The organism is Rhizobium leguminosarum, from assembly GCF_004123835.1.
Lineage (GTDB): Bacteria > Pseudomonadota > Alphaproteobacteria > Rhizobiales > Rhizobiaceae > Rhizobium > Rhizobium leguminosarum_M.
Genome location: NZ_MZMU01000003.1, coordinates 1579935 through 1604669 on the forward strand (window position 1 = coordinate 1579935; position 24735 = coordinate 1604669).

Annotated in this window: 16 protein-coding genes; 5 read left to right on the forward strand and 11 right to left on the reverse strand. The window is 62.2% G+C overall.

What is annotated here, in order from left to right; translation table 11 throughout:
* Positions 1-2 precede the first annotated feature (2 nt).
* On the reverse strand, positions 3-311 hold the full coding sequence (locus B5P46_RS11665; protein ID WP_029872830.1) for a DUF3572 domain-containing protein: 309 nt from the start codon (positions 309-311) through the stop codon (positions 3-5).
* Positions 312-443: 132 nt separating this feature from the next.
* Here B5P46_RS11665 and B5P46_RS11670 point away from each other — a divergent pair, with 132 nt between their 5' ends.
* Complete coding sequence (locus B5P46_RS11670; RefSeq protein ID WP_003547430.1) at positions 444-815, forward strand: response regulator; 372 nt, start codon at positions 444-446, stop codon at positions 813-815.
* 18 nt (positions 816-833) lie between these two features.
* Positions 834-2207 (forward strand): PleD family two-component system response regulator, encoded by a 1374-nt coding sequence (locus B5P46_RS11675; RefSeq protein ID WP_129418764.1) that lies wholly within the window; start codon positions 834-836, stop codon positions 2205-2207.
* A gap of 749 nt (positions 2208-2956) precedes the next feature.
* Here the strand turns inward: B5P46_RS11675 and rpmG are convergent.
* The 9 genes from rpmG to B5P46_RS11725 form a co-directional block, all read right to left on the reverse strand.
* Positions 2957-3124, reverse strand: coding sequence for a 50S ribosomal protein L33 (gene rpmG / locus B5P46_RS11680; protein ID WP_003547442.1), 168 nt, complete (start codon positions 3122-3124; stop codon positions 2957-2959).
* 92 nt (positions 3125-3216) lie between these two features.
* Complete coding sequence (locus tag B5P46_RS11685; protein ID WP_027665386.1) at positions 3217-4401, reverse strand: MFS transporter; 1185 nt, start codon at positions 4399-4401, stop codon at positions 3217-3219.
* Positions 4402-4759: 358 nt separating this feature from the next.
* Entirely contained in the window at positions 4760-5212 is a 453-nt protein-coding gene (locus tag B5P46_RS11695; protein WP_129418765.1) for a DUF983 domain-containing protein, read from the reverse strand.
* A gap of 123 nt (positions 5213-5335) precedes the next feature.
* Entirely contained in the window at positions 5336-7708 is a 2373-nt protein-coding gene (rnr, locus tag B5P46_RS11700; protein ID WP_129418766.1) for a ribonuclease R, read from the reverse strand.
* Between the two features lies 1 nt (position 7709).
* Positions 7710-10364: a type I DNA topoisomerase gene (topA, locus tag B5P46_RS11705; RefSeq protein WP_129418767.1), complete on the reverse strand. Its 2655-nt coding sequence runs from the start codon at positions 10362-10364 to the stop codon at positions 7710-7712.
* Positions 10365-10589: 225 nt separating this feature from the next.
* Positions 10590-11732 (reverse strand): DNA-processing protein DprA, encoded by a 1143-nt coding sequence (gene dprA / locus B5P46_RS11710; RefSeq protein ID WP_129418768.1) that lies wholly within the window; start codon positions 11730-11732, stop codon positions 10590-10592.
* Positions 11732-12352, reverse strand: coding sequence for a glycerol-3-phosphate 1-O-acyltransferase PlsY (plsY, locus tag B5P46_RS11715; protein ID WP_129418769.1), 621 nt, complete (start codon positions 12350-12352; stop codon positions 11732-11734). Before plsY ends, dprA begins: the two co-directional genes overlap by 1 nt.
* A gap of 78 nt (positions 12353-12430) precedes the next feature.
* Entirely contained in the window at positions 12431-13720 is a 1290-nt protein-coding gene (locus tag B5P46_RS11720) for a dihydroorotase (protein WP_129418770.1), read from the reverse strand.
* A complete protein-coding gene (locus tag B5P46_RS11725; protein ID WP_129418771.1) occupies positions 13717-14673 on the reverse strand; it encodes an aspartate carbamoyltransferase catalytic subunit in 957 nt (318 codons plus the stop codon). Before B5P46_RS11725 ends, B5P46_RS11720 begins: the two co-directional genes overlap by 4 nt.
* 179 nt (positions 14674-14852) lie before the next feature.
* On the opposite strand from B5P46_RS11725, the gene B5P46_RS11730 reads away from it, so the two are divergent.
* Positions 14853-16511: an acyl-CoA dehydrogenase family protein gene (locus tag B5P46_RS11730; RefSeq protein WP_129418772.1), complete on the forward strand. Its 1659-nt coding sequence runs from the start codon at positions 14853-14855 to the stop codon at positions 16509-16511.
* A gap of 513 nt (positions 16512-17024) precedes the next feature.
* On the opposite strand, the gene B5P46_RS11735 is transcribed toward B5P46_RS11730, so the two are convergent.
* On the reverse strand, positions 17025-19910 hold the full coding sequence (locus B5P46_RS11735) for a ribonuclease E/G (RefSeq protein WP_129418773.1): 2886 nt from the start codon (positions 19908-19910) through the stop codon (positions 17025-17027).
* A 623-nt stretch (positions 19911-20533) separates the two neighbouring features.
* On the opposite strand from B5P46_RS11735, the gene B5P46_RS11740 reads away from it, so the two are divergent.
* Both B5P46_RS11740 and B5P46_RS11745 read left to right on the forward strand, forming a co-directional pair.
* Entirely contained in the window at positions 20534-21805 is a 1272-nt protein-coding gene (locus B5P46_RS11740) for an N-acetylmuramoyl-L-alanine amidase (RefSeq protein ID WP_129418774.1), read from the forward strand.
* Positions 21806-22164: 359 nt separating this feature from the next.
* Entirely contained in the window at positions 22165-24624 is a 2460-nt protein-coding gene (locus B5P46_RS11745; protein ID WP_129418775.1) for a penicillin-binding protein 1A, read from the forward strand.
* The last annotated feature ends 111 nt before the right edge of the window (positions 24625-24735 follow it).

Sequence of the window (24735 nt, forward strand, 5' to 3'; positions counted from 1 at the left end):
GGTCAGTATTCTCCGGAATCGAGGCCCGGTGACGAGAAATGCTGCCAGGCGGCGGTCACCGTCTCTGGGCTGATCCCGCTCGCCGCGCAGAAGGCCATGGCCGTCGGTTCGTGGTTCATCAGAAAATCCATCAAGCCGGCAAGGAATCCCGGATCGTTTACGGCGTTGCGCACCTGGCCGGGCGCCACACCCGTCAGGGCGAGGAAGCGGCCGAACATGTCGGGATCGTCGGCAAGCCAGCCGAGCACGGCGATCGCCGTCTCGTGCGGGTCGGCGGCCTGTTGTTTCGAAGTCTTGAAGTTGCTTTGCATTTCGCTGGGTAAGTTACCTTTTCTTCAACCAAATACCGGTAGCGTGCGCTATCGGTTTCACGAGCTATTTGTCCGCATGTGCCTTTCTCATGGGACGAACCGCTGCGCGAACGGACGTAGGGACAGCTTGTCATGCCCAAACAGGTGATGATTGTAGAAGATAACGAGCTCAACATGAAGCTCTTTCGCGACCTCATCGAGGCGTCCGGCTACACGACGATCCAGACCAGAAACGGTATGGAGGCGCTCGATCTGGCGCGCAAGCATCGCCCCGACCTCATCCTGATGGATATTCAGCTTCCCGAGGTCTCCGGCCTCGAAGTCACGAAATGGCTGAAGGAAGACGACGAGCTGCACGTGATTCCCGTCATCGCCGTTACGGCTTTCGCGATGAAGGGGGACGAGGAGCGGATCCGCCAGGGCGGCTGCGAGGCCTATGTTTCCAAGCCGATCTCGGTTCCGAAATTCATCGAGACGATCAAGACCTATCTGGGCGATGCCTGACGCATCGGAAAGACGCTGATGACTGCGCGAATACTGGTGGTTGACGATATTCCGGCCAACGTGAAGCTGCTTGAAGCGCGGCTGCTTGCGGAGTATTTCGACGTGATGACCGCAGCCGACGGCTATACGGCACTGGCGATCTGCGAGCGCAACCAGGTCGATCTCATCCTGCTCGACATCATGATGCCCGGCATAGACGGTTTCGAGGTCTGCGAGCGGCTGAAGGCCAGCCAGAAGACCGCCCATATTCCAGTCGTCATGGTCACCGCGCTCGACCAGCCGACCGACCGCGTACGCGGCCTGAAGGCTGGCGCTGACGATTTTCTCACCAAACCGGTCAACGATCTGCAGCTGATCTCCCGGGTGAAGAGCCTGCTGCGGCTGAAGACGTTGAGCGATGAGCTGCGCATCCGCGCCGACACCGCTCATACGATGGGCATCGATGACCTCACACGGGCAGGCGAGGGCCGCGCCGACGAGGCCGCTCAGGTCCTGCTCGTCGACGGCCGCGCGAATTCGCAGGAGCGCATCATCAAAGCGTTGAAGCCCGTCGCCGACGTACTTGCCCTTTCCGATCCGCAGGCCGCCCTCTTCGAGGCGGCCGAAAGCGCGTTCGATCTCGTCATCGTCAACGCCAACTTCGACGACTACGATCCGCTTCGCCTCTGCTCGCAGCTGCGCTCGCTGGAGCGCACCCGCTTCCTGCCGATCCTGATCATCACCGAGCAGGGCGCTGACGAAATGGTCGTGCGCGCGCTCGATCTCGGCGTCAACGACTACATCATCCGTCCGGTCGATCCCAATGAGCTGGTTGCCCGCAGCCTGACGCAGATCCGCCGCAAGCGCTATAACGACCGGCTGCGCGCCAGCGTCAAGCAGACGATCGAGCTTGCCGTGACCGATCCGCTGACCGGCCTTTATAACCGGCGCTATCTCGACAATCACCTGAACGTGCTCTTCAATCGTTCGATGGCGCGGGGTCGGCCGCTTTCGGTGCTGATCACCGATATCGACCGCTTCAAGCATGTGAACGACACCTATGGCCATGACGGCGGCGACGAGGTGCTGCGGGAATTTTCAAATCGCGTCCGGTCGACCATCCGCGGTGCCGATCTCGCCTGCCGCTACGGCGGAGAGGAATTCGTTGTCGTGATGCCCGACACCTCGCCGGAAATTGCCGCCGCCGTCGCAGAGCGCCTGCGTGCGGCGATCGAAAACGCTCCCTTCATGCTGAAACACGCCGGGGAAGCACTGAACGTCACGGCTTCCTTCGGCATCGCCTCGCGCATTACGTCGGTGCTGACCCCGGACCAACTGATGAAACAGGCGGATCTGGCCCTTTACGAGGCCAAGAATACCGGCCGCAACCGCGTGGTCGCCGCCGCCGCCTGACGAATCATTTGCCGCCATTAGGCGCCGTTTGCGGGTTTTCCACTGCGGTAAGCGAATTGTTACCGATTTTTAATCTCCGCCTGTGCACTGCGGGGAGAAAAAATTGCAGCCCAATAGCCCAAAAATGGACTCGCCGCGTTGCCGCGGATGTGTTGCCGCGCGATAGTCTTGAGAGCGTCAGGCCGTAGCTCAATATGAAATGAAGACTATAAAAAATGCCTATCGCCGACGGGGTCAAATAGATTGCGGCGACGTCACCTCACGTAAGGGGAGGGAAGGCGTAAGTTATTAAGTTATATTGTCGAATTTCTTGGAAAGAGCAGGCGCTACGCTTCGATCCAAAGCAGAGGCGACAAATCTTTGTATGTCCCAAATCTGGACTTTTAACCATAGAATCAAGATGAGAAAATTCATCATTAAGAATTTGTTGATTTTCTTTCATTTTTGCGCAAATTATCGCTCATAAGAGAAGCGCTCCCGTTGAGGAGTTGTCGATACCCCATGATGCTCAGGTCCGCCGCATCTCCTGGGTCGTGGGGTCGGTCGGCTAGTAGGCAAGTTATAGCGGTTCCTCGTGCCGTTTTGCATGCTGGCCGACCCCCTTTCACGAAAACGCCGCCACTTCCCGAAGATGGAAGGGCGGCGTTTTGTCTGTTTGCGCTATCATCGTGAAAACCAGAAAGCCGGACAATAAAAAAACGCGCAACCCGAAGGCGCGCGCTTTTTGTGAAATCCGTCAGGCCAAGTGATTACTTGATCTTGGTTTCCTTGAACTCGACATGCTTCTTTGCAACCGGGTCGTACTTCGTCTTCGTCATCTTGTCCGTCATCGTACGGCTGTTCTTCGTGGTGACGTAGAAGAAACCGGTGTCGGCTGTCGACAGCAGCTTGATCTTGATTGTTGTAGCCTTGGCCATGGTCGTCCTGCCTTTAAGAAAATGAAAGCCGTGGAAGCCGGATGGGCTCCACGGCAAATCCTGGCGCGAAACTACGAATCCCGCCCGAAAAGTCAAGCCCGTTTTCGAATGAACATCAGTCTGATGCCGGAAAGTAGGGCGTAAAGACCGAAGAAAGCGGCAATCGCCCAGGCAAACCCGTTATTTCCAGCGACATCAATCGCCGCGCCGATCGCCTGCGGCCCGGCCACGGTTCCCATCGCATAACAGAAGACAAAGGCAGCATTGGCCGCTGCAAGATCGGAGCCCGTCAGCCGCGAGCCGAGATGGCTGAGGCCGACCGTATAGAGGCCTGAGACACAGCCACCCCAGAAAAGCAGGAGCCCGGCCATCAGCAGCCAGTTGTTGAGCAACAGCGGCAACATCATCGAGCCGATGAAGCCCATCAGCGCCATACCGGCCAGAAGCGGCCGCTTATCGGCGATGCGGTCGGAAAGCAGGCCGAGCGGGATCTGAAAGATGACGTTGCCGACGCCCATCATGGTGAGCAGAAGTGCGGCCTGCGATTCGGTGAAATGGGCGCGCACGGCAAAGATCGGGAAAAGCGACAGCCCGCCCGCTTCGACCGCGCCGAAGATGAAGACCGCTGCCGTCGCCGTCGGCACCAGGAAAACGTAGCGCATGAAATGCAGCTCCGGTTTTTCCTCGAGCACCGGGCTTTCGTCGCGGGCGATGAAGATCGGGATGGCGGCCAGCAGGATCGCGCCGGCACCGATCAGAAAGGGGAAGATGCCGTCGCTGCCGAGGATCGAAAACAGCAGCGGTCCGGCCGCGAAGCCAAGGGAAAGCACCGTCGCATAGATGCCGAGCACGAAACCGCGCTTGGAAGGCGGCGAAGCGGCGTTGATCCAGAATTCGGAGAGGATGAACAGCGTCGTCGTCGCGCCGTGGAAGGCGAAACGCAGCGGAAACCACATCCAGAAATCCTGGGCGTAATAGAAACCGAGCGCGCTCAGTGCTGAAATCAGCACGGCCCAGATCATCGTCGGCGCCACACCATACTTATGGGCGAGTTTGGTGGTGATCGGTGCGGCGGCCATCGCCGCGACCCCGGCCATCGCCGTGTTGAGCCCGATCAGGGTTGACGAGATACCGCGTTTTTCGAGGATGATGCTGAGGAGGGGCAGACCGAGGCCGATTGCTATGCCAACGGCTGATATGGACGAGATGGCTGCCACCAGAGAAGGCCAATGGATTTCTTCGACATCGCCCGGTGTGCCGGTTCTCGGCTGAGACATTTATCCATCCTTAGAGAGGTGCGCGAACGAATCGATCGATCCCGTCAGATAGATAGACACGGACGTGCCAAATCCAGGTGACGGATGCCGCTTCGCAGTATTTCCGATGTGAGTGACCATCTGCGGAATGTAAAGCCCGTTCGGGCAAGAAATGCTAACCATGTCAGGTCTTGAGGATCCTTGGCTCCCGCATTTGGGTGGTGGTCGGTGGAGGGCTGGCACTACACGTTAAATATGTCTGGAAGGTGAAGGCGCTAAAGCGCGTCGCGATCTTTCAGATTCGCTCTTCGCGCTTTAGGTCTTTGTTTTTACGCATGTCGTTTTCGCAAAACCGCTGCACACTTTTGCGCGACATGCTCTAATTCGGCCGGCCGGGGATGTCGTAATCGTCCGGACCGTCACTCTCGCCACCGAAGCCGTGCATGCGCAGCGCCCATTGCAGACCGATGACCCCGCCCTTGATCGGCTGGATCGAGGCGAGAGCGGTGATGACGGTAATCGGCGCCCAGATGGCGAGATGCACCCAGACCGGCAGCACGTAGGTCATGTCGGTCAGCATATAACCGCCGACCACGACGTGGCCGAGGACGAGGATGACGATATAGGGCGGCAAGTCGTCGGCGCGTTGGTGATGCATCGCCTCGCCGCAGGCGGCGCAATGATCGACCGGCTTCAGGAAGGCACGAAAGAGCTTGCCGTTGCCGCAGGCCGGGCAGCGGTTCATCAGCCCGCGCATGATGGAGCGCCCAAGCGGACGCTCGACCTCGGGCGTATCGCCGTAGCGGGCGGCCGGATCGGTCGGTGTGCTCATCGCATGTTCCTCTTCGGATCTAAAACACGTCGCGCAAAACTGTGCAGCGGTTTGCGATAACGACATGCGTAAAAACAAGGACCTAAAGCGCGGGGGAGCCAATCTGAAAGATTGCGACGCGCTTTAGTGCCGTCCGCGCGGCGGCCTCGTTCCGGGCTTCTTGCGAACCTGGCCCCTGTCGCGGCGGCCCGCCCTGTGGAAGGAGCGCACCGCCGCCGGCATTTCGCGGCCCTCGCTGATCATCTCGAAACGCAGTGCACCGGCAAGCGGGATCGCTTCAGCAAGTTTCACGGTGACGCTATCGCCCAGGCGATAGCCGAGCCCTGTTCGTTCACCCGAGAGTGCCTGATGCGCCTCGTCATAGATGAAATAATCGCTGCCGAGCGTAGATATAGGGACGAAACCGTCGGCGCCATAGTCCGGCAGGGAAACAAAAAGTCCCGATTTTGTCACGCCCGAGACCCGCCCGGCAAATTCCTCGCCGACGCGGCCGCTGAGATGATGCGCGATCAGCCGGTCGACGGTCTCGCGCTCGGCTGCCATGGCCCGGCGCTCGAAGGTCGAGATTTCGGCGGCGATATCGTCGAGCGCCGCCTCTTCTTCGGGCGTGATGCCGCCTTCGCCGAAGCCGAGCGAGCCGACGAGGGCGCGATGCACGATGAGGTCGGCATAACGGCGGATCGGCGAGGTGAAGTGGGCGTATTTCATCAGGTTGAGGCCGAAGTGGCCGATATTCTCCGGGCCGTAGATCGCCTGGCTCTGCGAACGCAGCACCATCTCGCTCACCATGGTCTGATGCGGCGTGCCGTCCGCCTTCGCAAGAATGCCGTTGAAGTTGTTGGCGCGCATGTTGCCACCCTTGGCAAGCGAGATGCCGAGCGTGGCCAGGAACTCGCGCAGGATCTCCTGCTTGGCAAGCGTCGGGCCGTCATGGATGCGATAGATCAGCGGCTGACGTTTCTTTTCCAGGGTCTCGGCGGCGCAGACGTTCGCCTGGATCATCATCTCTTCGATCAGCTTATGCGCATCGAGCCGTGGCGGCACCACGACCCGGTCGACCGTGCCGTCGGGCTTCAGCAGGATCTTGCGCTCCGGCATATCGAGTTCCAGCGGCTGGCGCCGGTCGCGTCCGCGCTTCATCACCTCATAGGCGTGCCAGAGCGGCTTCAGGATCGGCTCGAGCATCGGTCCGGTCTGATCGTCCGGCTTTCCGTCGACCGCCGCCTGCGCCTGCTGGTAGGAGAGCTTGGCGGCACTCTTCATCATGATGCGATGGAAAGTATGGCCGATCTTGCGGCCTTCCCCGGAAAAGCTCATGCGCACGGCGAGCGCCGGGCGGTCGACGCCTTCTTTCAGCGAGCAGAGATCGTTGGAGATGCGCTCCGGCAGCATCGGCACGACACGATCGGGAAAATAGACCGAGTTGCCGCGCTTCAGCGCCTCGCGGTCGAGCGGCGAATTGGGTCGGACATACCAGGAGACGTCGGCGATCGCGACGGTGACGAGGACGCCGCCGGGATTGTCGGGCGAGGGATCGGGCTCGGCATAGACGGCGTCGTCATGGTCCTTGGCGTCGGCGGGGTCGATGGTGATCAGCGGCACGTCGCGCCAATCCTCCCGATGCGACATGGTCGCAGCCTTTGCAGCCTCCGCTTCGGCGATGACGGCCGGCGGGAAGACATGCGGGATGCCGTGCGCATGGATCGCGATCATCGAGATCGCCTTTTCCGAACCGACGGAACCGACGACGGAAAGCACCTTGGCGCGCGGCAGGCCGAAACGGCCGAGACGGGCGATTTCGACTTCGACCAGGTCGCCGTCCGTGGCGCCGCCGGTGAAGTCGGGATCGATCACCATCTCCTCGCCGCGCCGTTCGATCGGTAGCAGCCGGCCTCCGCCGCCGGGTGCAGTGCGGAAAACGCCCATCGAGGCGCCGCGGCGCCTGTCGATCACCTTGATGATCCGCGCCGTATAGGCCGGTCCGCCGCGATCGACTGCCGGGAAGATCTTCGCCAGGATGCGGTCGCCGAGGCCGGCGACAGGCGCCTTGCCCTTGCCCTGGCGGCCTGCGGGCGATTGCTGGCGGATGGCGACGGCGGGTGCGACGCCCTGGTCCTCGGGCCATTCCGCCGGCCGGCCGATCAGATCGCCATCCTTGTCGCGCGTGGTGATATCGAGGACGGTGACAGGCGGCAGCGCACCGGGCCGGATCAGCGACTTGCGGTTCTTCTGCAGCATGCCTTCCTGCTCGAGCTCCTGCAGCATGTGCTTGAGCTCAACGCGGTTGTCGCCCTTCAGGCCGAAAGCCTTGGCGAGTTCACGCTTAGACGCTTTCTGCGGATGATCGGCGATGAAGCGCAGGATCACCTCGCGCGAAGGCAGCGCGCCGTGGACGATGTTCAGCGGCTCGACGGCGGGAGCATCCTTACCGGCGCGGCCGGTCTTGCCCGGACGCTTGCCCGCAGGGTTCGTTCTGTCGCGCGGTATCCTGCTCACGTCAGCTCTTTTTCGATTTCGCGGGCGCTTTCGCCTTCGCTGCCTTCGGCTTGGCGGCCGTCTTGGTGGCCTTGGCTTCGGCGGCTGCCGCCTTCGGCTTGGCTTTCGCCTTGGCCGCCTTGCCGACCGGTGCCTTGCCGGCCTTTTCGACGATCAGCGTAAGTGCCTCCTCGACGGTGATCGCCTGCGGATCCTTACCCTTCGGCAGTGTCGCATTGACCTTGCCCCAGTTGACGTAGGGACCGTACTTGCCGTCGCGAACGGTGATGGCGCCGCCATCGGGATGATCGCCGAGCGTCTTCAGCGCCGCCGGCGTACCGCGCGCGCCCCGGCCGGGCCCCTGGTTCGCCTTTTCGGCGATGACCGTCACGGCACGGTTGAGGCCGACCGAGAACACGTCCTCGACAGTTTCCAGATTGGCATAGGAGCCGTCATGCAGGAGGAACGGCCCGTAGCGGCCGATGCCTGACGAAATCATCTTGCCCGATTCCGGGTGTTTGCCGATATCGCGCGGCAGCGAGATCAGCGCCATCGCCTTTTCATAGTCGATTTCCTCGGGCTTCCAGCCCTTTGGCAGCGAAGCTCGTTTGGCTTCCTTGCCGTCGCCACGCTGGATATAGGGGCCGAAGCGGCCGGAACGCAGCGTCAGCTCCTCGCCGGTCGTCGGATCGGTGCCGAGGTTCTTCGGCTCGTTGAGCGCAGCACCGTCAGCTTCCCCGCCGTTTTCGGAGGAGAGCTGGCGGGTGTAGTTGCAGTCCGGATAGTTCGAGCAGCCGACGAAGGCACCGTATTTGCCGAGCTTCAGCGACAGGTTGCCGGTGCCGCAGACCTGACAGATCCTGGGATCGCTGCCGTCCTCCCGTTTCGGGAAGACGAGGGGTGCCAGCGCCTCGTTCAGCGAATCGAGCACGTTGGTGACGCGCAGTTCCTTGGTGTCTTCGATCTGGGCGAAGAAATCCTTCCAGAAATCGCGCAGCACCTGCTTCCAGTTCAGCTCGCCGGCGGAAATCCGGTCGAGCTTTTCCTCGAGATCGGCAGTGAAGTCGTATTCGACATATTTGGTGAAGAAGCTCTCGAGGAAAGCCGTCACCAGCCGGCCCTTGGCCTGTGGGATCAGCTTGCGCTTGTCGATCGTCACATAGTCGCGGTCGCGTAGCGTCGCAAGCGTCGCGGCATAAGTGGAGGGGCGGCCGATGCCGAGCTCTTCCATCTTCTTGATCAGCGAGGCTTCCGAATAGCGCGGCGGCGGTTCGGTGAAATGCTGCGTCGAATTGATCTTCTGCTTGGCGAGCGCCTCGCGCGCATTGATCTCCGGCAGGCGGCCATCCTCGTCGCCGTCGTCGCTCTGCTCGCCATCTTCCTTCTGGTCGGTATAGGCGGCGATGAAACCATCGAAGCGGATGACCGAACCTACGGCGCGAAGCCCGGCTTTCTCGCCCTTGTTGTCGGCGGTGATTTCAGCCGTCGTGCGCTCGATCTCGGCCGACGCCATCTGGCTGGCGATGCCGCGCTTCCAGATCAGCTCGTACAGCCGGATCTGGTCGGCATCGAGGAATTTGCGCACACGATCGGGCGAACGATAGAAATCGGTCGGGCGGATCGCCTCGTGCGCCTCCTGGGCGTTCTTCGCTTTGGTCGAGTAGAAGCGCGGCTTCTCCGGCATGTAGCGCTCGCCGAACTGATCGACGATGGCGCTGCGCGCCGCGTCGATCGCCTCGGGCGCCATCTGCACGCCGTCGGTTCGCATATAGGTGATGAGACCGACCGTCTCGCCGCCGATATCGACACCCTCATAGAGCCTCTGCGCGATCTGCATGGTGCGCGAGGCGGAGAAGCCGAGATTGGAGGAGGCCGCCTGCTGCAGCGTCGAGGTCGTAAACGGCGGTCCCGGGTTGCGCTTGACCGGCTTCGCCTCGACCGTATCGACGACATAGCTCGCACCTTCGAGCAAGGCCTTGAGCCGGCCGGCATCCTCACCGTTGCCGATTGCGCGCGGCTGCAACCGTTTGCCGTTCGCCGCAACCAGTCTTGCTTCGAACTCGTCGCCGCGCGGCGTCTTCAGGAGCGCCGAGATGTTCCAGTATTCTTCCGAAATGAAGCGTTCGATCTCGGATTCGCGGTCGCAGACCAGGCGAAGCGCCACAGACTGAACTCGGCCGGCCGAACGTGCGCCGGGCAGCTTGCGCCAGAGCACCGGCGAAAGATTGAAGCCGACGAGATAGTCGAGCGCGCGGCGCGCCAGATAGGCGTCGACCAGCGGCACGTCGATGTCGCGCGGATCGGCCATCGCGTCGAGCACCGCCTTCTTGGTGATCGCATTGAAGACGACGCGCTTGACCGGTTTGCCGTTCAGCACGCGCTTCTTGTTCAGCATGTCGAGAACGTGCCAGGAAATCGCTTCGCCTTCGCGATCCGGGTCGGTCGCGAGAAACAGGCCATCGGCAGACTTCACCGCGTCGGCAATGTCTTTCATCCGCTTGGCGGAGGCGCTATCGACCTCCCAAAGCATTTCGAAATCCTGATCGGGGAGGACTGAGCCATCCTTGGCAGGCAGATCGCGCACATGGCCGAAGGAAGCGAGCACTTTGTATCCCGGACCCAGATACTTATTGATCGTCTTGGCCTTGGCAGGCGATTCCACCACTACAACATTCATGATGATTCTCTAAAAAGGAAACGACGCCAGCGTTGAAGCCAGCGCGACACACACCGCAACATGGATATCGGCCCTCCGACATGGACAGGGAAATCGCCGCGGTCAAGGGGTTTGATACAATTTTACCTCTTGCGTCTGCTGCAGCCAAAGCGAGAGTATTGTCAAAATACAATTCCAGATATGCTAAGCAAATCGCAAAGCCACCGCCTAATGTCGTCCCCAGGTTCAATCGGAAAGCGAGACGAGGCCACCCTGATGCCGGTGCAGCCTGCCGGCAATATCGAGTTCCAGAAGGATGAGATAGACCGCGGATGCCGACAAGCCGGTATGGCGGATGACGTCGTCAATCTCGACCGGCGTCGGCCCGAGCGCATCGATGAGGCGGTTTCGATCGGAATCGCCGGGCGGCACCGACATTGCCTTACCGTCGGGCGCCGGTTCCTCCGCCATCGATGACGGGAACAGGTCGAATTGTGCAAGCGGCGCCAAGGCCTCGACGACATCGGCGGGTGCGGTGACGATCGAAGCGCCGTCCTTCAGCAGGCCGTTGGTGCCATGGCAGCGCGGATCGAGCGGCGAGCCGGGCACGGCAAACACCAGGCGGCCGAACTCGCCGGCAAGCCGCGCCGTGATCAGCGAGCCCGAACGCGTCGCCGCTTCGATGACGACGAGGCCGAGTCCGATGCCGGCGATCAGCCGGTTTCGGCGTGGGAAGTCGCGGGCGCGGGGTTCCCAGCCGAAGGGCATCTCGCTCACCGCCAGGCCATTGCCACTGGTTATCTCTTCGAGCAGGCCGATATTCTCCGGCGGGTAGGGCTGGTCGAGGCCGCCGGCGAGTGCTGCGATCGTGCCTGTGTCGAGGCTTGCCCGGTGGGCAGCGGTGTCGATGCCGCGCGCCAGGCCGGAGACCACGGTATAACCCGCCCGGCCGCAGTCGCGCGCCACCATCGCCGCGAATTTCGCGCCCGCGATCGAGGCGTTGCGCGAGCCGACGATGCCGACGGCCGGTCGTTTGGCAGCGGCAAGCGCGCCCTTGACGGCCAGAAGCGGCGGTGCGCCGTCGATCTGCTTCAACGCTTGCGGATAGTCCGGCTCACCGATGCCGACGAAGCGGGCGCCGAAGCGACGTGCCGCCTCCAGTTCCCGATGCGCCTCGGCCTCGCTGGCGATGCGGATTGCCCGTATGGCGCCGCCACGCGCCGAAAGCTCCGGCAGCGCGGCAAGCGCTGCCTCGGCCGAGCCGAAATGATTGATGAGGTCGCGAAAGGTGGCAGGGCCGATATTGTCGGAACGGATGAGACGCAGCCAGGCAATTCTTTGCCGCTCGGTCAGCACGACGCCCTTTGATCCGGCGCTCAGCGCATCCATTATCCCTTTGCCCCGATCTTGCTTTCCGTCCCGCCCATCAGGCGCGAAATATTCGCCTTGTGCTTCCAGTAGGAGATGAGGGTCATGATCGCCATCACTGCCGCAACCTTTTCGTTGCCCAGTATCCACAGCGCAACTGGAATGACAAGCATGGCAACCAGCGCCGACAGCGAGGAGTAGCGGGTGGTGAAGGCGACCGCCAGCCAGACGGCGGCGAAGAGCACGACCATGATCGGGGCGACGCCGAGCAGAGTGCCGATATAGGTGGCGACACCCTTGCCGCCTTTGAAGCCGATCCAGACCGGGAAGAGATGCCCGATGAAGGCGAAAAAGCCGGCGATGATCGCGGCCTCCTCACCGAGGAAATAGCCGACGACCCAGGCCGCGGCCGATGCCTTCAGCGCATCGAGGAGCAGTGTCACCGCGGCGAGCGTCCGGTTTCCTGTTCTCAGCACATTGGTCGCGCCGATATTGCCGGAGCCGATGCTGCGCACGTCGCCGAGGCCGGCGGCGCGCGTAAGGATCAGGCCGAACGGGATCGAGCCGAAGAGATAACCGATAACGGCGGCGGCAAGCGCGATCGGCAGTGTGATCTGCCATGACATGAGATTGGATAACATATGCCCCCTCAGCCTCTCCGTGGCCTATCCTTGAGTCAGCCTTCTCCCGCTGGGGGATGGACGGCGATCGTGTCGGTTCTAAATTGCGTGGACAAGCTTTCCCGAGACGTATGTCGCGACCGCCCGCCCACTGAAGCGCGCATCCTCGAACGGCGTATTCTTCGAGCGGGAGAGAAGCATGTCTTTGGCGACAAGCCAAGGCTCATCGAGATCGATCAGCGCGATATCGGCCGTAGCGCCCGGCTTCAGCGTGCCGGCATTCAGGCCGAAAATCTCAGCGGGGCGGGTGGACATCGCGTCGATCAGGCGCATCAGGCTCACCTGGCCGCCATGGTGAAGCCTGAGCGCTGCTGCCAGCATGGTTTCGAGGCCAATCGCGCCATCCTCCGCCTCGCCGAAGGGCAGGCGCTTCGTATCGACGTCCTGCGGGTCATGCGAGGAGACGATGATATCGATCGCGCCGCTCGCAACGGCGTCGGCCATCGCCACCCGGTCGTCTTCCGGGCGCAGCGGCGGATAGAGCTTGAAGAAGGTGCGATATTCGCCGATGTCGTTTTCGTTGAGCGCCAGATTGTTGATCGAGATGCCGCAGGTCACCTTGGCGCCGCGGCTGCGGGCGCGCTCGATCGCCTCGACCGATTCCGGCACCGAGATCATCGCGGCGTGATAACGACCGCGCGTCAGCTGCGCGATCCTGAGATCGCGTTCGAGCGGGATGAGCTCGGCTTCCCTTGGAATGCCGGAGAGCCCGAGCCAGCTGGCAAAAAGCCCCTCATGCATGACGCCGTTGGCGCCGAGATATTTGTCGCGCGTCTCGCAGGACACGACAGCGCCGAATTCGCGCGCATAGGTCATGATCCGGCGCAGCACCTGCGTGTCGTGGACACTGGAATGGGCATCGGTGAAGGCAACGGCGCCCGCCTGCATCAGCAGGCCGATCTCCGTCATCTCCTCGCCGGCAAGGCCCTTGGTGATGGCGGCTGCCGGATAGACGTTGACGGCGGCCGTATCCCGCGCCGTCTTCTTGACGAATTCGACGAGCGCGATGTCGTCGATGATGGGATCGGTGTCCGGCATCATGATGATCGAGGTGACGCCGCCGGCTGCCGCCGCCCGGCTCGCCGAGGCGATCGTCTCGCGGTGCTCGCCGCCGGGTTCGCCGACATGGACGCGCGCATCGACAAGGCCGGGCGTCGCGACAAGGCCCGTGCAGTCGCGGATGACGGCGCCTTCCGGCGCGCCCTGGTTCAGCGCCTTGTGGCCGGCGGCGAGAATCATGCCGTTTTCGGCAATGATCGTCCCGACCTCGTCGAGATTGCGCGATGGATCGATGATGCGGACGTTCTTGAGGACGATCGGGTTGCTCATGCCATCATTCCATCGCTTCGGGGACCCTGGTTCTGCGAGACGAGCAGCGTCTCCATGACGGCCATGCGCACAGCGACCCCCATTTCCACCTGTTCGGCGATGACGCTCTGCGGCCCGTCCGCCACTTCCGAGGCGATCTCGACTCCGCGGTTCATCGGGCCGGGATGCATGACCAGCGCATCATCCTTCGCTGCCTTCAGTGTTTCGGCGTCGAGCCCGTAGAAGTGATAATATTCGCGCACCGAGGGCACGAAGGCGCCGGACATGCGCTCGCGCTGTAGCCGCAGCATCATCACCACGTCGGCGTCCTTCAGCCCTTCCTTCATCGAATGGAAGACCTCGACGCCCATCTCGGCGATGCCGGCAGGCAGGAGGGTCGCTGGCGCAACAACACGGACGCGGGCGCCCATCGCATTGAGCAGCAGGATATTGGAGCGCGCCACCCGCGAATGCAGCACGTCGCCGCAGATCGCCACGATGATGCGCGAAAGCTTGCCTTTGGCACGGCGGATCGTCAGCGCGTCGAGCAGTGCCTGGGTCGGATGTTCGTGCTGGCCGTCGCCGGCATTGACGACCGAGCAGGAGACCTTCTGAGCGAGAAGGGCGGCCGCACCCGCGCTCGAATGGCGGATCACCAGCACGTCGGGGCGCATCGCGTTCAGCGTCATCGCCGTGTCGATCAGCGTTTCGCCTTTCTTCACCGAGGAATTGCCGACCGACATGTTCATGACGTCGGCGCCGAGCCGTTTGCCGGCAAGCTCGAAGGAGGCCTGCGTGCGGGTCGATGCCTCGAAGAAGAGGTTGATCTGCGTCAGCCCGCGCAGCGTCGACGTTTTCTTTTCTCTCTGGCGGCTGATCTTGACGGCCTCGTCCGCCTTGTCGAGAAGATAGGTGATATCCTGCTCGGTGAGGCCCTTGATGCCGATAAGGTGGCGGTGGGGGAAAAAGACCATGACCCTGCCTCTTGCTGTCTCTGGCGGGTCTATAAAGAGTGCTGCCCGCCGGGGCAAGCATGTGCTGTGGGCAAAGGCTTATGTCCCCATGCATTTTCGCCCGAATTCCGATAGAGCAGAATGAACCGAATCATAACTTCCGGTTTCCCTTTGCCGGGCTCTTACACTAGAAGCGAATTATGACCTCCGCCAACCGGACTGACGACAAACTCGCAGAACTCAACCAGCCGAGCCTGTGGTCCGGCATCAACGCCTATCGATCCGATCCGCTAATCGTCGATCTGACGGCTGCTCTGCCGCGCGGCATCCGCGAAGACCTGGAAAACATGGGCCGCTACGTCACCTCGCCGGAGGCGCAGGAGATGGCGCGCATGGCAAACCAGGGCGCGCCGCAGCTGCGAACCCACGGTCCGCGTGGCGAGCGCCTCGACGTCGTCGAATTCCATCCTGCCTGGCATGCATTGATGCGCCGCTCCATGTCGGTCGGCCTGCATTCCTCCGTCTGGGATCCACAGGCCGACACCGACGCCAAGGACGAGGCCCACAAGGTTCGCGCCGCGCGGTTTTATCTGACGTCGCAGCTGGAATCCGGCCATCTCTGCCCGCTGACGATGACGAGCGCCTCCGTCGCGGCGCTCTCGGCTTCGCCCGCGGTACAGAAGGACTGGGCGCCGAAAATTCTCTCGCGCAAATATGATTCGTCGAACAAGCCCGCCATGCAGAAATCCGCCGTGACCATCGGCATGGGCATGACGGAAAAGCAGGGCGGCACGGATGTGCGCGCCAACAGGAGCGCTGCCGAAAAGGTCAGCGAGGGCATCTACCGGCTTTCCGGCCACAAGTGGTTCATGTCCGCGCCGATGAGCGATGCCTTCATCATGCTGGCGCAGACGAAGGAAGGCATGGGCTGCTTCCTCGTGCCGCGCCTTCTGGAGGATGGTTCCGCCAACGGGCTGCAATTCCAGCGGTTGAAGGACAAGGTCGGCAACCGCTCCAACGCCTCTTCCGAGGTCGAATTTACAGACACGTTCGGTTTCCTGCTCGGTGGTCCGGATGCCGGCATCCGCACCATCCTCGACATGGTGACGCTGACCCGGCTCGACTGCGCGCTGGCCTCGTCAGGCATGATGCGCGCCTCGCTCGCCGAAGCTGTGCACCACACCCGCGGCCGCAGCGTCTTCGGCAAGATGCTCGTCAACCAGCCGATCATGACGCGCGTGCTCGCCGACATGGCGCTCGATGTCGCCGCCGCAACGGCACTGTCCTTCCGTCTAGCCGACGCCTTCGACAAGGCGCGCGGCAATGCCGAGGAAGCGGCCTATGCCCGCGTCATGACGCCGGTCGCCAAATACTGGTGCTGCAAGATCGCGCCCGCGCTGATCTACGAGGCGATGGAATGCATCGGCGGCAACGGCTACATCGAAGAGCGCCCGATCGCCCGCCATTACCGCGAGGCTCCCGTCAACGCCATCTGGGAAGGCTCCGGCAACGTCATGGCGCTCGACGTGCTGCGCGTGCTCAACCGCGGCAAGGATCTGTTCGAAACGGTCTTTGCCGGCCTTGCCCGCGATCTCGGCCCTGCCGGCAAGAAGACGATCGACGTGCTGCGCGCCGCAATCGCGCTGTGCGAACAGGATGAGGGCGCCGCACGCCTGCTCGTCGAGCAGCTGGCGCTCGCCGCCGGTGCAGCCGAACTCTATCGCCTTGGGGCAGGGCGCATTGCCGATGCCTTCATCGAGACGCGTCTTGCCGGCGGCTGGCGCTCCACCTACGGCATGCTCGATTCCCGCTTCGACGCCAGCTACATCGTCGACCTGCTCTATCCGCCGGCGGCCTGATCGCCGCCGCGGGAATGATGGTTACTCTTCGCTGGCGTCGAGCCGAGCGATATCGAAGCGCTTTACGCCGATGGCTGCCCCTCACCCTAACCCTCATAGGCGCTAGGTTAGGCTCTAAGCCGACGGGCAGCCGCGCCTCAACCTTCGGCCAGGGGTCCACAATATCGGGTCAAATCGACATCCCGGGTTTGATTCACATCCATAGTCTTGGCTGTCTATACCCTAACCTAGCGCCTATGACCCTAACCCTCTCCCCGTAAACGGGGCGAGGGGACGTACCAAACGCAGCGTCGAGGTTGGGGGAGGCCGGTGCGGCATATCCCCTTCGCCCCGTTTACGGGGAGAAGGTGGCGGCAGCCGGATGAGGGGCTGGTCTCGGCGACTTCCCGGGGCCGGGCTCGAAGACGCGCAACAGCAAAGACCACGCTGATTCCAACGATACTCTCGCCATAAACGAAAATCCGGCCGCGTCGCCGCGGCCGGATATCAATGCTTACGTCCGAAAATTAGCGTTCAGAAGAAGCCACGGCGCTGCCACCAACCGGCTTTCTTCGGCTTGCCGTCATCGCCTTCGCCATTCTCGGCGCGGGTGGTGGATTTCACCGTTGGCTCGGAGGAGGAGATGTTGGATTCGCGGTTGGCGCGAACCGGCTTTGCTTCTTCCTGGGCATCTTCCCGAGCGGGCGTTCCGAGATCGGCGGAGGCTTCCACCAACTCCGGTTCGGCCTCGACCGCAGGGGCCGTCTCTGCAACCGGTTCCTCGACCGGCGCTGCGGCCGGTTTACGGCGGCCGCGGGTACGGGCGGGCTTCACCTCTTCGGTTATAACAGGCGCGCTCTCGACGGCTGCCATCGCAGCCTGGCCTTCGTCGGCCTGTTCGGCAATCGCCTCGACCGCTACGGCTTCGCTCGGAGCGCCGTCGTTCGAAACGTCGTCGCCTTCGTCCTCGTCGCCGCCATTGTCTTCACCGGCTTCGCCAGCCGTCAGTTCGGAACCATCCTCGGCGCGATTGCGACGGCCGCCACGCTTGCCGCGACGGCGGCGCTTGCGGCGCTGCGATTCCTCGCTTTCAGCACGTGTCTCGGGCGTGGCTTCGGTGTTTTCATCACCTTCGCCGCCCTCGTCGTCGCCGTCCTCATCCTCGTCGCCGGCTTCGCCTGCCGATACCGGCTGTTCGGCATTGCCGTTGCGGCCGCGGCGGCGCCTGCGGCGCTTGCGCTTGCGGTTGCCGTCAGCTTCGCCTTCCGCACGTGCCGCGACGGGCCGCTCGGAAACGACCGGCTTTTCCTCGAGTTCCTCGTCTTCCTCCTCATCCACTTCGATGACGATATCGTCGTCGTCATCCTCGGGAATGGCTGCGAAGTTGAAGAGCGTTTCGATCTTGACCGGGTTTTCCACCGGCTCGCCGCGATCGATCGCGAAATGTTGCGCGCCGACCGAGCCGTCCGCATCGATGATGATCGCGACGCCGAAGCGGCTCTCATAATCGACGATCGTCTGGCGCTTGTGGTTGAGCAGGTAGAGCGCGATGTCAGGCGTGGTGCGCACGGTGATGTTGTGAGTGGTGTTCTTGAGCAGATATTCCTCGATGCCGCGCAGGACATGCAGGGCGACGGAGGACTGCGAACGCACATGGCCGCTGCCGCCGCAATGCGAGCAGACCTGCGTGGTCGATTCGAGAACCGAAGCGCGGATGCGCTGGCGCGACATTTCGAGCAGGCCGAAATGCGAGATCCGGCCGACCTGGATGCGGGCTCGGTCGTTCTTCAGGCATTCCTTCAGCTTCTTCTCGACGGCGCGGTTGTTGCGCTTCTCTTCCATGTCGATGAAGTCGATGACGATCAGGCCGGCAAGGTCGCGAAGGCGAAGCTGGCGGGCGACTTCGTCTGCAGCCTCAAGATTCGTCTGCAGCGCGGTGTCCTCGATCGAATGTTCGCGGGTCGAGCGGCCGGAGTTGACGTCGATCGAGACCAGCGCTTCGGTCTGGTTCATGATCAAGTAGCCGCCAGACTTCAGCGTCACCTGTGGCTGCAGCATGCGGTCGAGCTGAGCCTCGATGCCGGAACGCGAAAAGATCGGATGGATGTCGCGGTAGGGCTGAACCACCTTGGCATGGCTCGGCATCAGCATCTTCATGAAGTCTTTCGCTTCACGATAGCCTTCTTCGCCGGAAACGATGACTTCGCTGATATCCTTGTTGTAGAGGTCGCGGATCGAACGCTTGATCAGCGAGCCTTCCTCATAGACAAGGCAGGGAGCGGTGGACGCCAGCGTCAGCGTGCGCACATTCTCCCAGAGACGCATCAGATATTCGAAATCGCGCTTGACCTCGACCTTGGTGCGGTTGGCACCGGCGGTGCGAAGGATGACGCCCATGCCCTGCGGCACCTCGAGTAGGCGCGCAATTTCCTTCAGGCGCTTGCGGTCGGCAGGATTGGTGATCTTGCGGGAAATGCCGCCGCCGCGCGCCGTGTTCGGCATCAGCACGGAGTAGCGGCCGGCGAGCGAGAGATAGGTGGTAAGGGCTGCACCCTTGTTGCCGCGCTCTTCCTTGGCGACCTGCACGAGCAGGATCTGGCGGCGCTTGATGACTTCCTGGATGCGGTACTGCTTGCGCGGCTTGCGCTGCACGCGGTCAGGCACTTCTTCCATCGCGTCTTCGGCGCCGACGGATTCGATGACTTCCTCTTCGCCGTGATCGTCATCGTCGTCGTCGTCATCGTGGCGACGCTTGCTGGTATCGACGTCCTCGGAGATCGAGTCGGTTTCCACCATCGCGGCCATCGCGCCGCCGGTCGAACCGTCATCCTCATTGTCGACGCTCGAAGCGCCTTCGGCTTCGACGTCTGTGGGAACGGCGTCCTCGGTCGCGGTCGTTTCGGCAACCGGTTCTACCACCTTCTTGCGGCTGCGGCGCGGCCTTGCCTTCTTGGCCGGCGCTTCTTCGGTGGCATCGAGCGATGCCGCGGTCTCTACCGCTGCGGTCTCTTCCGTTACGGCAGCCGTTTCCGGCGCCTCTGCCGGAACGATGCCGACATCCGGCTGATCCTGCTTGGAAAGATCGACCATCGGCGCGGTTTCGACATGCTCGACATCTTCGTCGCGGCGATGCTCCTCGGCTTCGGCCCGAAGCAGTGCCTGACGGTCGGCAAGCGGTATCTGATAATAGTCGGGGTGGATTTCGGCGAAGGCCAGGAAGCCGTGCCGGTTGCCGCCGTAATCGACGAAGGCGGCCTGCAGCGAGGGTTCAACCCTCGTTACTTTTGCAAGATAGATGTTGCCGCGGATCTGCTTCTTGTGCTGGGACTCGAAGTCAAATTCTTCTATGCGGTTCCCGCGAACGACAACGACGCGCGTCTCTTCCTCGTGAGACGCATCGATAAGCATTTTGTCTGCCATGTAAGCTGTGCTCCTCGGCGTGGCCGCGAGAGCGCATTCCCGACTGCTGTTGAGACAGAAAGAATGCGGTCCACTGTGGCCGCGCCGGATAATGAAAGTCGCGCCTGATGCGAGGGGGAGGGCAGCAGCCAGACCGCAGCCGGAACCATTTCGGTCCGGGGCCTGTACACTTCAGATAAAACCTGCTGCGAAACCATCAACAACCAAGCGTGATCGACAAATACGAAGACCCGTTCGGGTCCGATGAGTTTGCTCCCTGAGAGCGTGGTGGCTGATCCACCAATGAATTCCGACAATAAGCCGGAAAATCAGGATCCAGTTCTAGGGATGAAGCGCATGAGACGGCGGACGATGACCGGTGTGGCGCCAGGTCCTGATCTGGCTGGCAGCCTTTGCGGCGACTCTATCCCGTCAACACTTTACCCTGAAATTCGTTGTATGTTTTCTGTGTCACAATAGCAAGGGAAAAGCCAAATGTGCCATAATATTGATGGATTTCGCAACGCATAGAAGCTGGGGATAAAGTGATCGCGATTCGGCAGGCTGCAGCGGGTGTTTCGTCACAGGACCTTGGCCGCAGCCGCGTCCGGTCCATCGCAATACAGATAGGGTGTGGCGGTTTATTGTTTAAGAGGGCTCGGATCGCGGCAAAATCCGCAGCGCGGCGATCGACATTCGCAAGGCGGGTTCTGGTGGCGCTTTTGGCCGCTAGTCTGCTGCCGGCCGCTGCCAGCTCCGTCGAGGCCAGGGATCCGCTGCTTGCCTATGGCGCGCGCATCGTCGGCGACGACGCAAGGACCCGCATCGTCATCGATTTCGATCGCGAACCGCGTTTCTCCGTCCACTATATCGCCAATCCGGAACGCATCGTCGTTGACTTGCCGGCGACCGCCTTCGGTTTTCCGGCGAAGGATCTTGCCGCCCGAGGCCTGTTCAAGGATATCCGCTACGGCAAGATGGACGAGGAGAGCGCGCGCATCGTGCTGACGACGGCAGGGCCGGTAAAGCTGGCGCTTGCCAAGGTGCAAGCCGATGAGGCGGGCAACGGCCATCGCCTCGTGCTCGATGCGGAGATGATCGACAAGAAGGCCTTTGCCGAACTGGTGAAGACGCAATCCTGGAACGATCGGGCCTGGAGCAATCGGACTGAGGCGGCTCAGACGACGAGCGCCATTCCGGCACCGCAAAAGGCTGCGCCCGGCGATTTCGTCATCGCCGTCGACGCCGGCCATGGCGGCATCGACACCGGTGCGATCGGCGTCGACACCAAGACCGAGGAAAAGCAGGTGACGCTTGCCTTCGCCAAGGCTTTGACCGACCGGCTGAACAAGGAACCGGGCATCAAGGCTTTCCTGACGCGCGAGGATGACGAGTTCCTGTCGCTTTCGCAGCGTGTGCTGATCGCCCGCCAGAACCATGCCGGCCTCTTCATTTCGCTGCATGCCGATACGCTGAAGCAGAAGGATATCCGTGGCGCGACCGTCTACACGATCTCCGACAAGGCATCCGACAAGCTCGCCGCCGACCTTGCCGAACGTGAAAACCTCTCTGACCAGATCGCCGGCAAGGAGACGGTCGCCGAGCCGCCCGAGGTTGCCGACATCCTGCTCGATCTGACGCGGCGCGAGACCCAGGCCTTCTCGATCTCGCTGGCCGAGAGCGTGCTGAATTCTTTCAAGGATCAGGTCGGCACCATCAACAATCCGCACCGTCATGCCGGCTTCCGCGTGCTTCAGGCCCCCGACGTGCCGTCGATCCTTCTCGAGATTGGGTTCCTCTCGAATGCCGAGGACGAGAAACTGCTGCTCGACGAGGCCTGGCGCGGCAAGATCGCCGGTCTCTTGACCGACGCAGTCAAGCGATACCGCGCCGCCGTCATGGCAAATGGCGGCTGACGGTCGCCGTCAAAAATCTGTAGCGGTTGCGGCACGGCGGCCTGTATGAAAACAAAGATTTAAGTGCGCCGCATGAATCAAATTCTGAGGAAGATACCTCAGATTGGCGACGACGACGGGCGTTGCTTGGATGTGACAGTTCTAATGAAACGCGGCCGCAGCGGTGAATGCGGCGCAGACAGCCCTATTTTGCTCACATTCGCGCCGTTACTCCGGCTTATGTTTCGTAAGCCTTGAGCGCGGAATCGGCTTGTGGCGGTAGCGCTCATAGAGTAAGTCGCGCAACGTGCAAATTGCCTTGATCTGTGCAATCGTTGCGGCTGCGCCGATTGAAGATTGAAAAGACCGGTAGCTGAAATATGGTTAGACTTTTTGGATATTTCTTCGGAATGGCCTGCGTCCTGTTTCTGGTCGCGGCAGCGGGTGTTGCCATCTATATCACCAATGTCGCCAAGGATCTTCCGGACTATGCCGTTCTGAACAGCTATGCGCCGCCGGTGACCACCCGAGTTCATGCCGGCAACGGCGCTCTCATGGCTGAGTACGCCAAGGAAAAGCGCCTTTTCCTGCCGATCCAGGCCATTCCCGACCGCGTCAAGGCCGCTTTCCTGTCGGCCGAAGACAAGAATTTCTACAATCATCCGGGCGTCGATCTCACAGGTCTCGGCCGCGCCATCCTCGTCAACCTGCAGAATTTCGGTTCCGGCCGCCGCCCGGTCGGTGCCTCCACCATTACCCAGCAGGTGGCCAAGAATTTCCTTTTGAGCTCGGACCAGACGATCGACCGCAAGATCAAGGAAGCGATCCTCTCCTTCCGCATCGAGCAGGCCTATAGCAAGGACAAGATCCTCGAGCTCTACCTGAACGAGATCTTCTTCGGTCTGAACTCCTACGGCATCGCCGGCGCCGCACTCACCTATTTCAACAAATCCGTCACCGAACTGACCGTCGCCGAGGCAGCCTATCTGGCCTCGCTGCCGAAGGGCCCTGCCAATTATCATCCTTTCCGCCACCCGGAAGCTGCGCTCGAGCGCCGCAACTGGGTGATCGACCGCATGGTCGAGAACGGCTATGTCAGCCAGAGCGACGGCGAAGAGGCCAAGAAGCAGCCGCTCGGCGTCACCGCCCGCACCACTGGCCCCTCGCTCTTTGCTTCGGATTATTTCGCCGAAACCGTGCGCCGCCAGCTGATCGACCAGTACGGCGAAAAGGTCCTCTATGAGGGCGGCCTTTCGGTGCGCACGTCGCTCGATCCGCAGATGCAGCTCGCTGCCCGCAAGGCGCTGCAGGACGGTCTGGTCACTTACGACGAGCGCCGCGGTTTCCACGGCCCGATCAAGCAGATCGATGCAAGCGGTGATTGGGGCAAGGCGCTAGCCGATATTCCCACCCTGTCCGACGTGCCGGAATGGCGGCTTGCCGTCGTGCTCGCCGTGTCCGACTCGGCCGTCGACATCGGCCTGCAGCCGGCCAAGGATGGAGGCGGCAAGGTTGCCGCCGACCGCCAGCGCGGCACGATCGACGCCAAGAACATGCAGTGGGCCTTCCGTTCGGCCGACGGCGCCCGCAAGACCACGAAATCGCCGGTCGGCGCCGTGTCCCCTGGTGACGTCGTCTATGTCGCAAAGCTCGGTGACGACGCGTCGACCTCCTATCGCCTGCAGCAGCCGCCGAAGGTGCAAGGTGGCCTGGTCGCCATGGATCCGAAGACCGGCCGCGTGCTCGCCATGGTCGGCGGCTTCTCCTATGCCCAGTCCGAATTCAACCGCGCCACCCAGGCGATGCGCCAGCCGGGCTCCTCGTTCAAGCCTTTCGTCTACGCGGCGGCGATGGACAATGGTTATACGCCGGCTTCGGTCATCATGGACGCGCCGATCGAAATCGTCTCGGGTGGCCAGGTCTGGAGGCCGGAAAACTACGGCGGCGAATCCGGCGGCCCGTCGACGCTGCGTTCGGGCATCGAGCATTCGCGCAACCTGATGACAGTGCGCCTCGCCAACGATCTCGGCATGAACATCGTCGCCGAATATGCCGAGCGTTTCGGCATCTACGATCACATGCTGCCGGTTCTCTCCATGTCGCTCGGCGCCGGCGACACGACGGTGCTGCGCATGGTCTCGGCCTATTCGGTCATCGCCAATGGCGGCAAGCAGATCAAGCCGACATTGATCGACCGCATCCAGGACCGCTACGGCAAGACGATCTTCAAGCATGAGGAGCGTCTCTGCGAGGGCTGCAATGCCGGCGACTGGCAGAACCAGGAAGAGCCGAATGTCGTCGACAATCGCGAAACCGTTCTCGATCCGATGACCGCCTACCAGATCACCTCGATGATGCAGGGCGTCATCCAGCGCGGCACCGCTGCCGGCAAGATCGATCTCGGCGGTCGCGACGTCGCCGGAAAGACCGGCACCACCAACGACGAGAAGGATGCCTGGTTCGTCGGCTTCACGCCGGATCTGGTCGCCGGCCTCTATCTGGGCTTCGATACGCCGGGCCCGCTCGGCCGCGGCGGCACCGGCGGCGGTCTTTCCGCCCCGATCTTCAACGAATTCATGCAAGCCGCCGTCAAGGACACGCCGGAATCCAAATTCGTCATTCCATCAGGCATGAACCTGATCCCGATCGACCGCAAGACAGGCATGGCGGCCGCCGACGGTGACCCGAACACCATTGTCGAGGCGTTCAAGCCCGGCACCGGCCCGGCCGACAGCTTCTCCGTCATCGGCATGGACAGCACCATGGCGCCGGAAGAAATCCTGAAGACCTCGCCGCAGGCGAACCAGGCCGTCCAGACCGGCACGCCCGGCCTGTTCTGACCGAGACCTGAATTTTGTACGCCTGCCGCGGCCCTTTACATCCGCGGCGGGCGTCTCTAGAGCAATTCCAGCAAAAGTGCATAGCGGTTTTGCGTCCGGAATTGCGCGAAA

Bases quoted from the DNA above. Each gene is read 5' to 3' on its own strand.
- B5P46_RS11695 (WP_129418765.1), bottom strand. From the start codon at position 5,212: ATGAGCACACCGACCGATCCGGCCGCCCGCTACGGCGATACGCCCGAG.
- B5P46_RS11720 (WP_129418770.1), bottom strand. From the start codon at position 13,720: ATGAGCAACCCGATCGTCCTCAAGAACGTCCGCATCATCGATCCATCG.
- B5P46_RS11685 (WP_027665386.1), bottom strand. From the start codon at position 4,401: ATGTCTCAGCCGAGAACCGGCACACCGGGCGATGTCGAAGAAATCCAT.
- B5P46_RS11675 (WP_129418764.1), top strand. From the start codon at position 834: ATGACTGCGCGAATACTGGTGGTTGACGATATTCCGGCCAACGTGAAG.
- dprA (WP_129418768.1), bottom strand. From the start codon at position 11,732: ATGGATGCGCTGAGCGCCGGATCAAAGGGCGTCGTGCTGACCGAGCGG.
- B5P46_RS11745 (WP_129418775.1), top strand. From the start codon at position 22,165: ATGGTTAGACTTTTTGGATATTTCTTCGGAATGGCCTGCGTCCTGTTT.
- plsY (WP_129418769.1), bottom strand. From the start codon at position 12,352: ATGTTATCCAATCTCATGTCATGGCAGATCACACTGCCGATCGCGCTT.
- rpmG (WP_003547442.1), bottom strand. From the start codon at position 3,124: ATGGCCAAGGCTACAACAATCAAGATCAAGCTGCTGTCGACAGCCGAC.
- B5P46_RS11665 (WP_029872830.1), bottom strand. From the start codon at position 311: ATGCAAAGCAACTTCAAGACTTCGAAACAACAGGCCGCCGACCCGCAC.
- B5P46_RS11670 (WP_003547430.1), top strand. From the start codon at position 444: ATGCCCAAACAGGTGATGATTGTAGAAGATAACGAGCTCAACATGAAG.
- topA (WP_129418767.1), bottom strand. From the start codon at position 10,364: ATGAATGTTGTAGTGGTGGAATCGCCTGCCAAGGCCAAGACGATCAAT.
- B5P46_RS11735 (WP_129418773.1), bottom strand. From the start codon at position 19,910: ATGGCAGACAAAATGCTTATCGATGCGTCTCACGAGGAAGAGACGCGC.
- B5P46_RS11730 (WP_129418772.1), top strand. From the start codon at position 14,853: ATGACCTCCGCCAACCGGACTGACGACAAACTCGCAGAACTCAACCAG.
- B5P46_RS11725 (WP_129418771.1), bottom strand. From the start codon at position 14,673: ATGGTCTTTTTCCCCCACCGCCACCTTATCGGCATCAAGGGCCTCACC.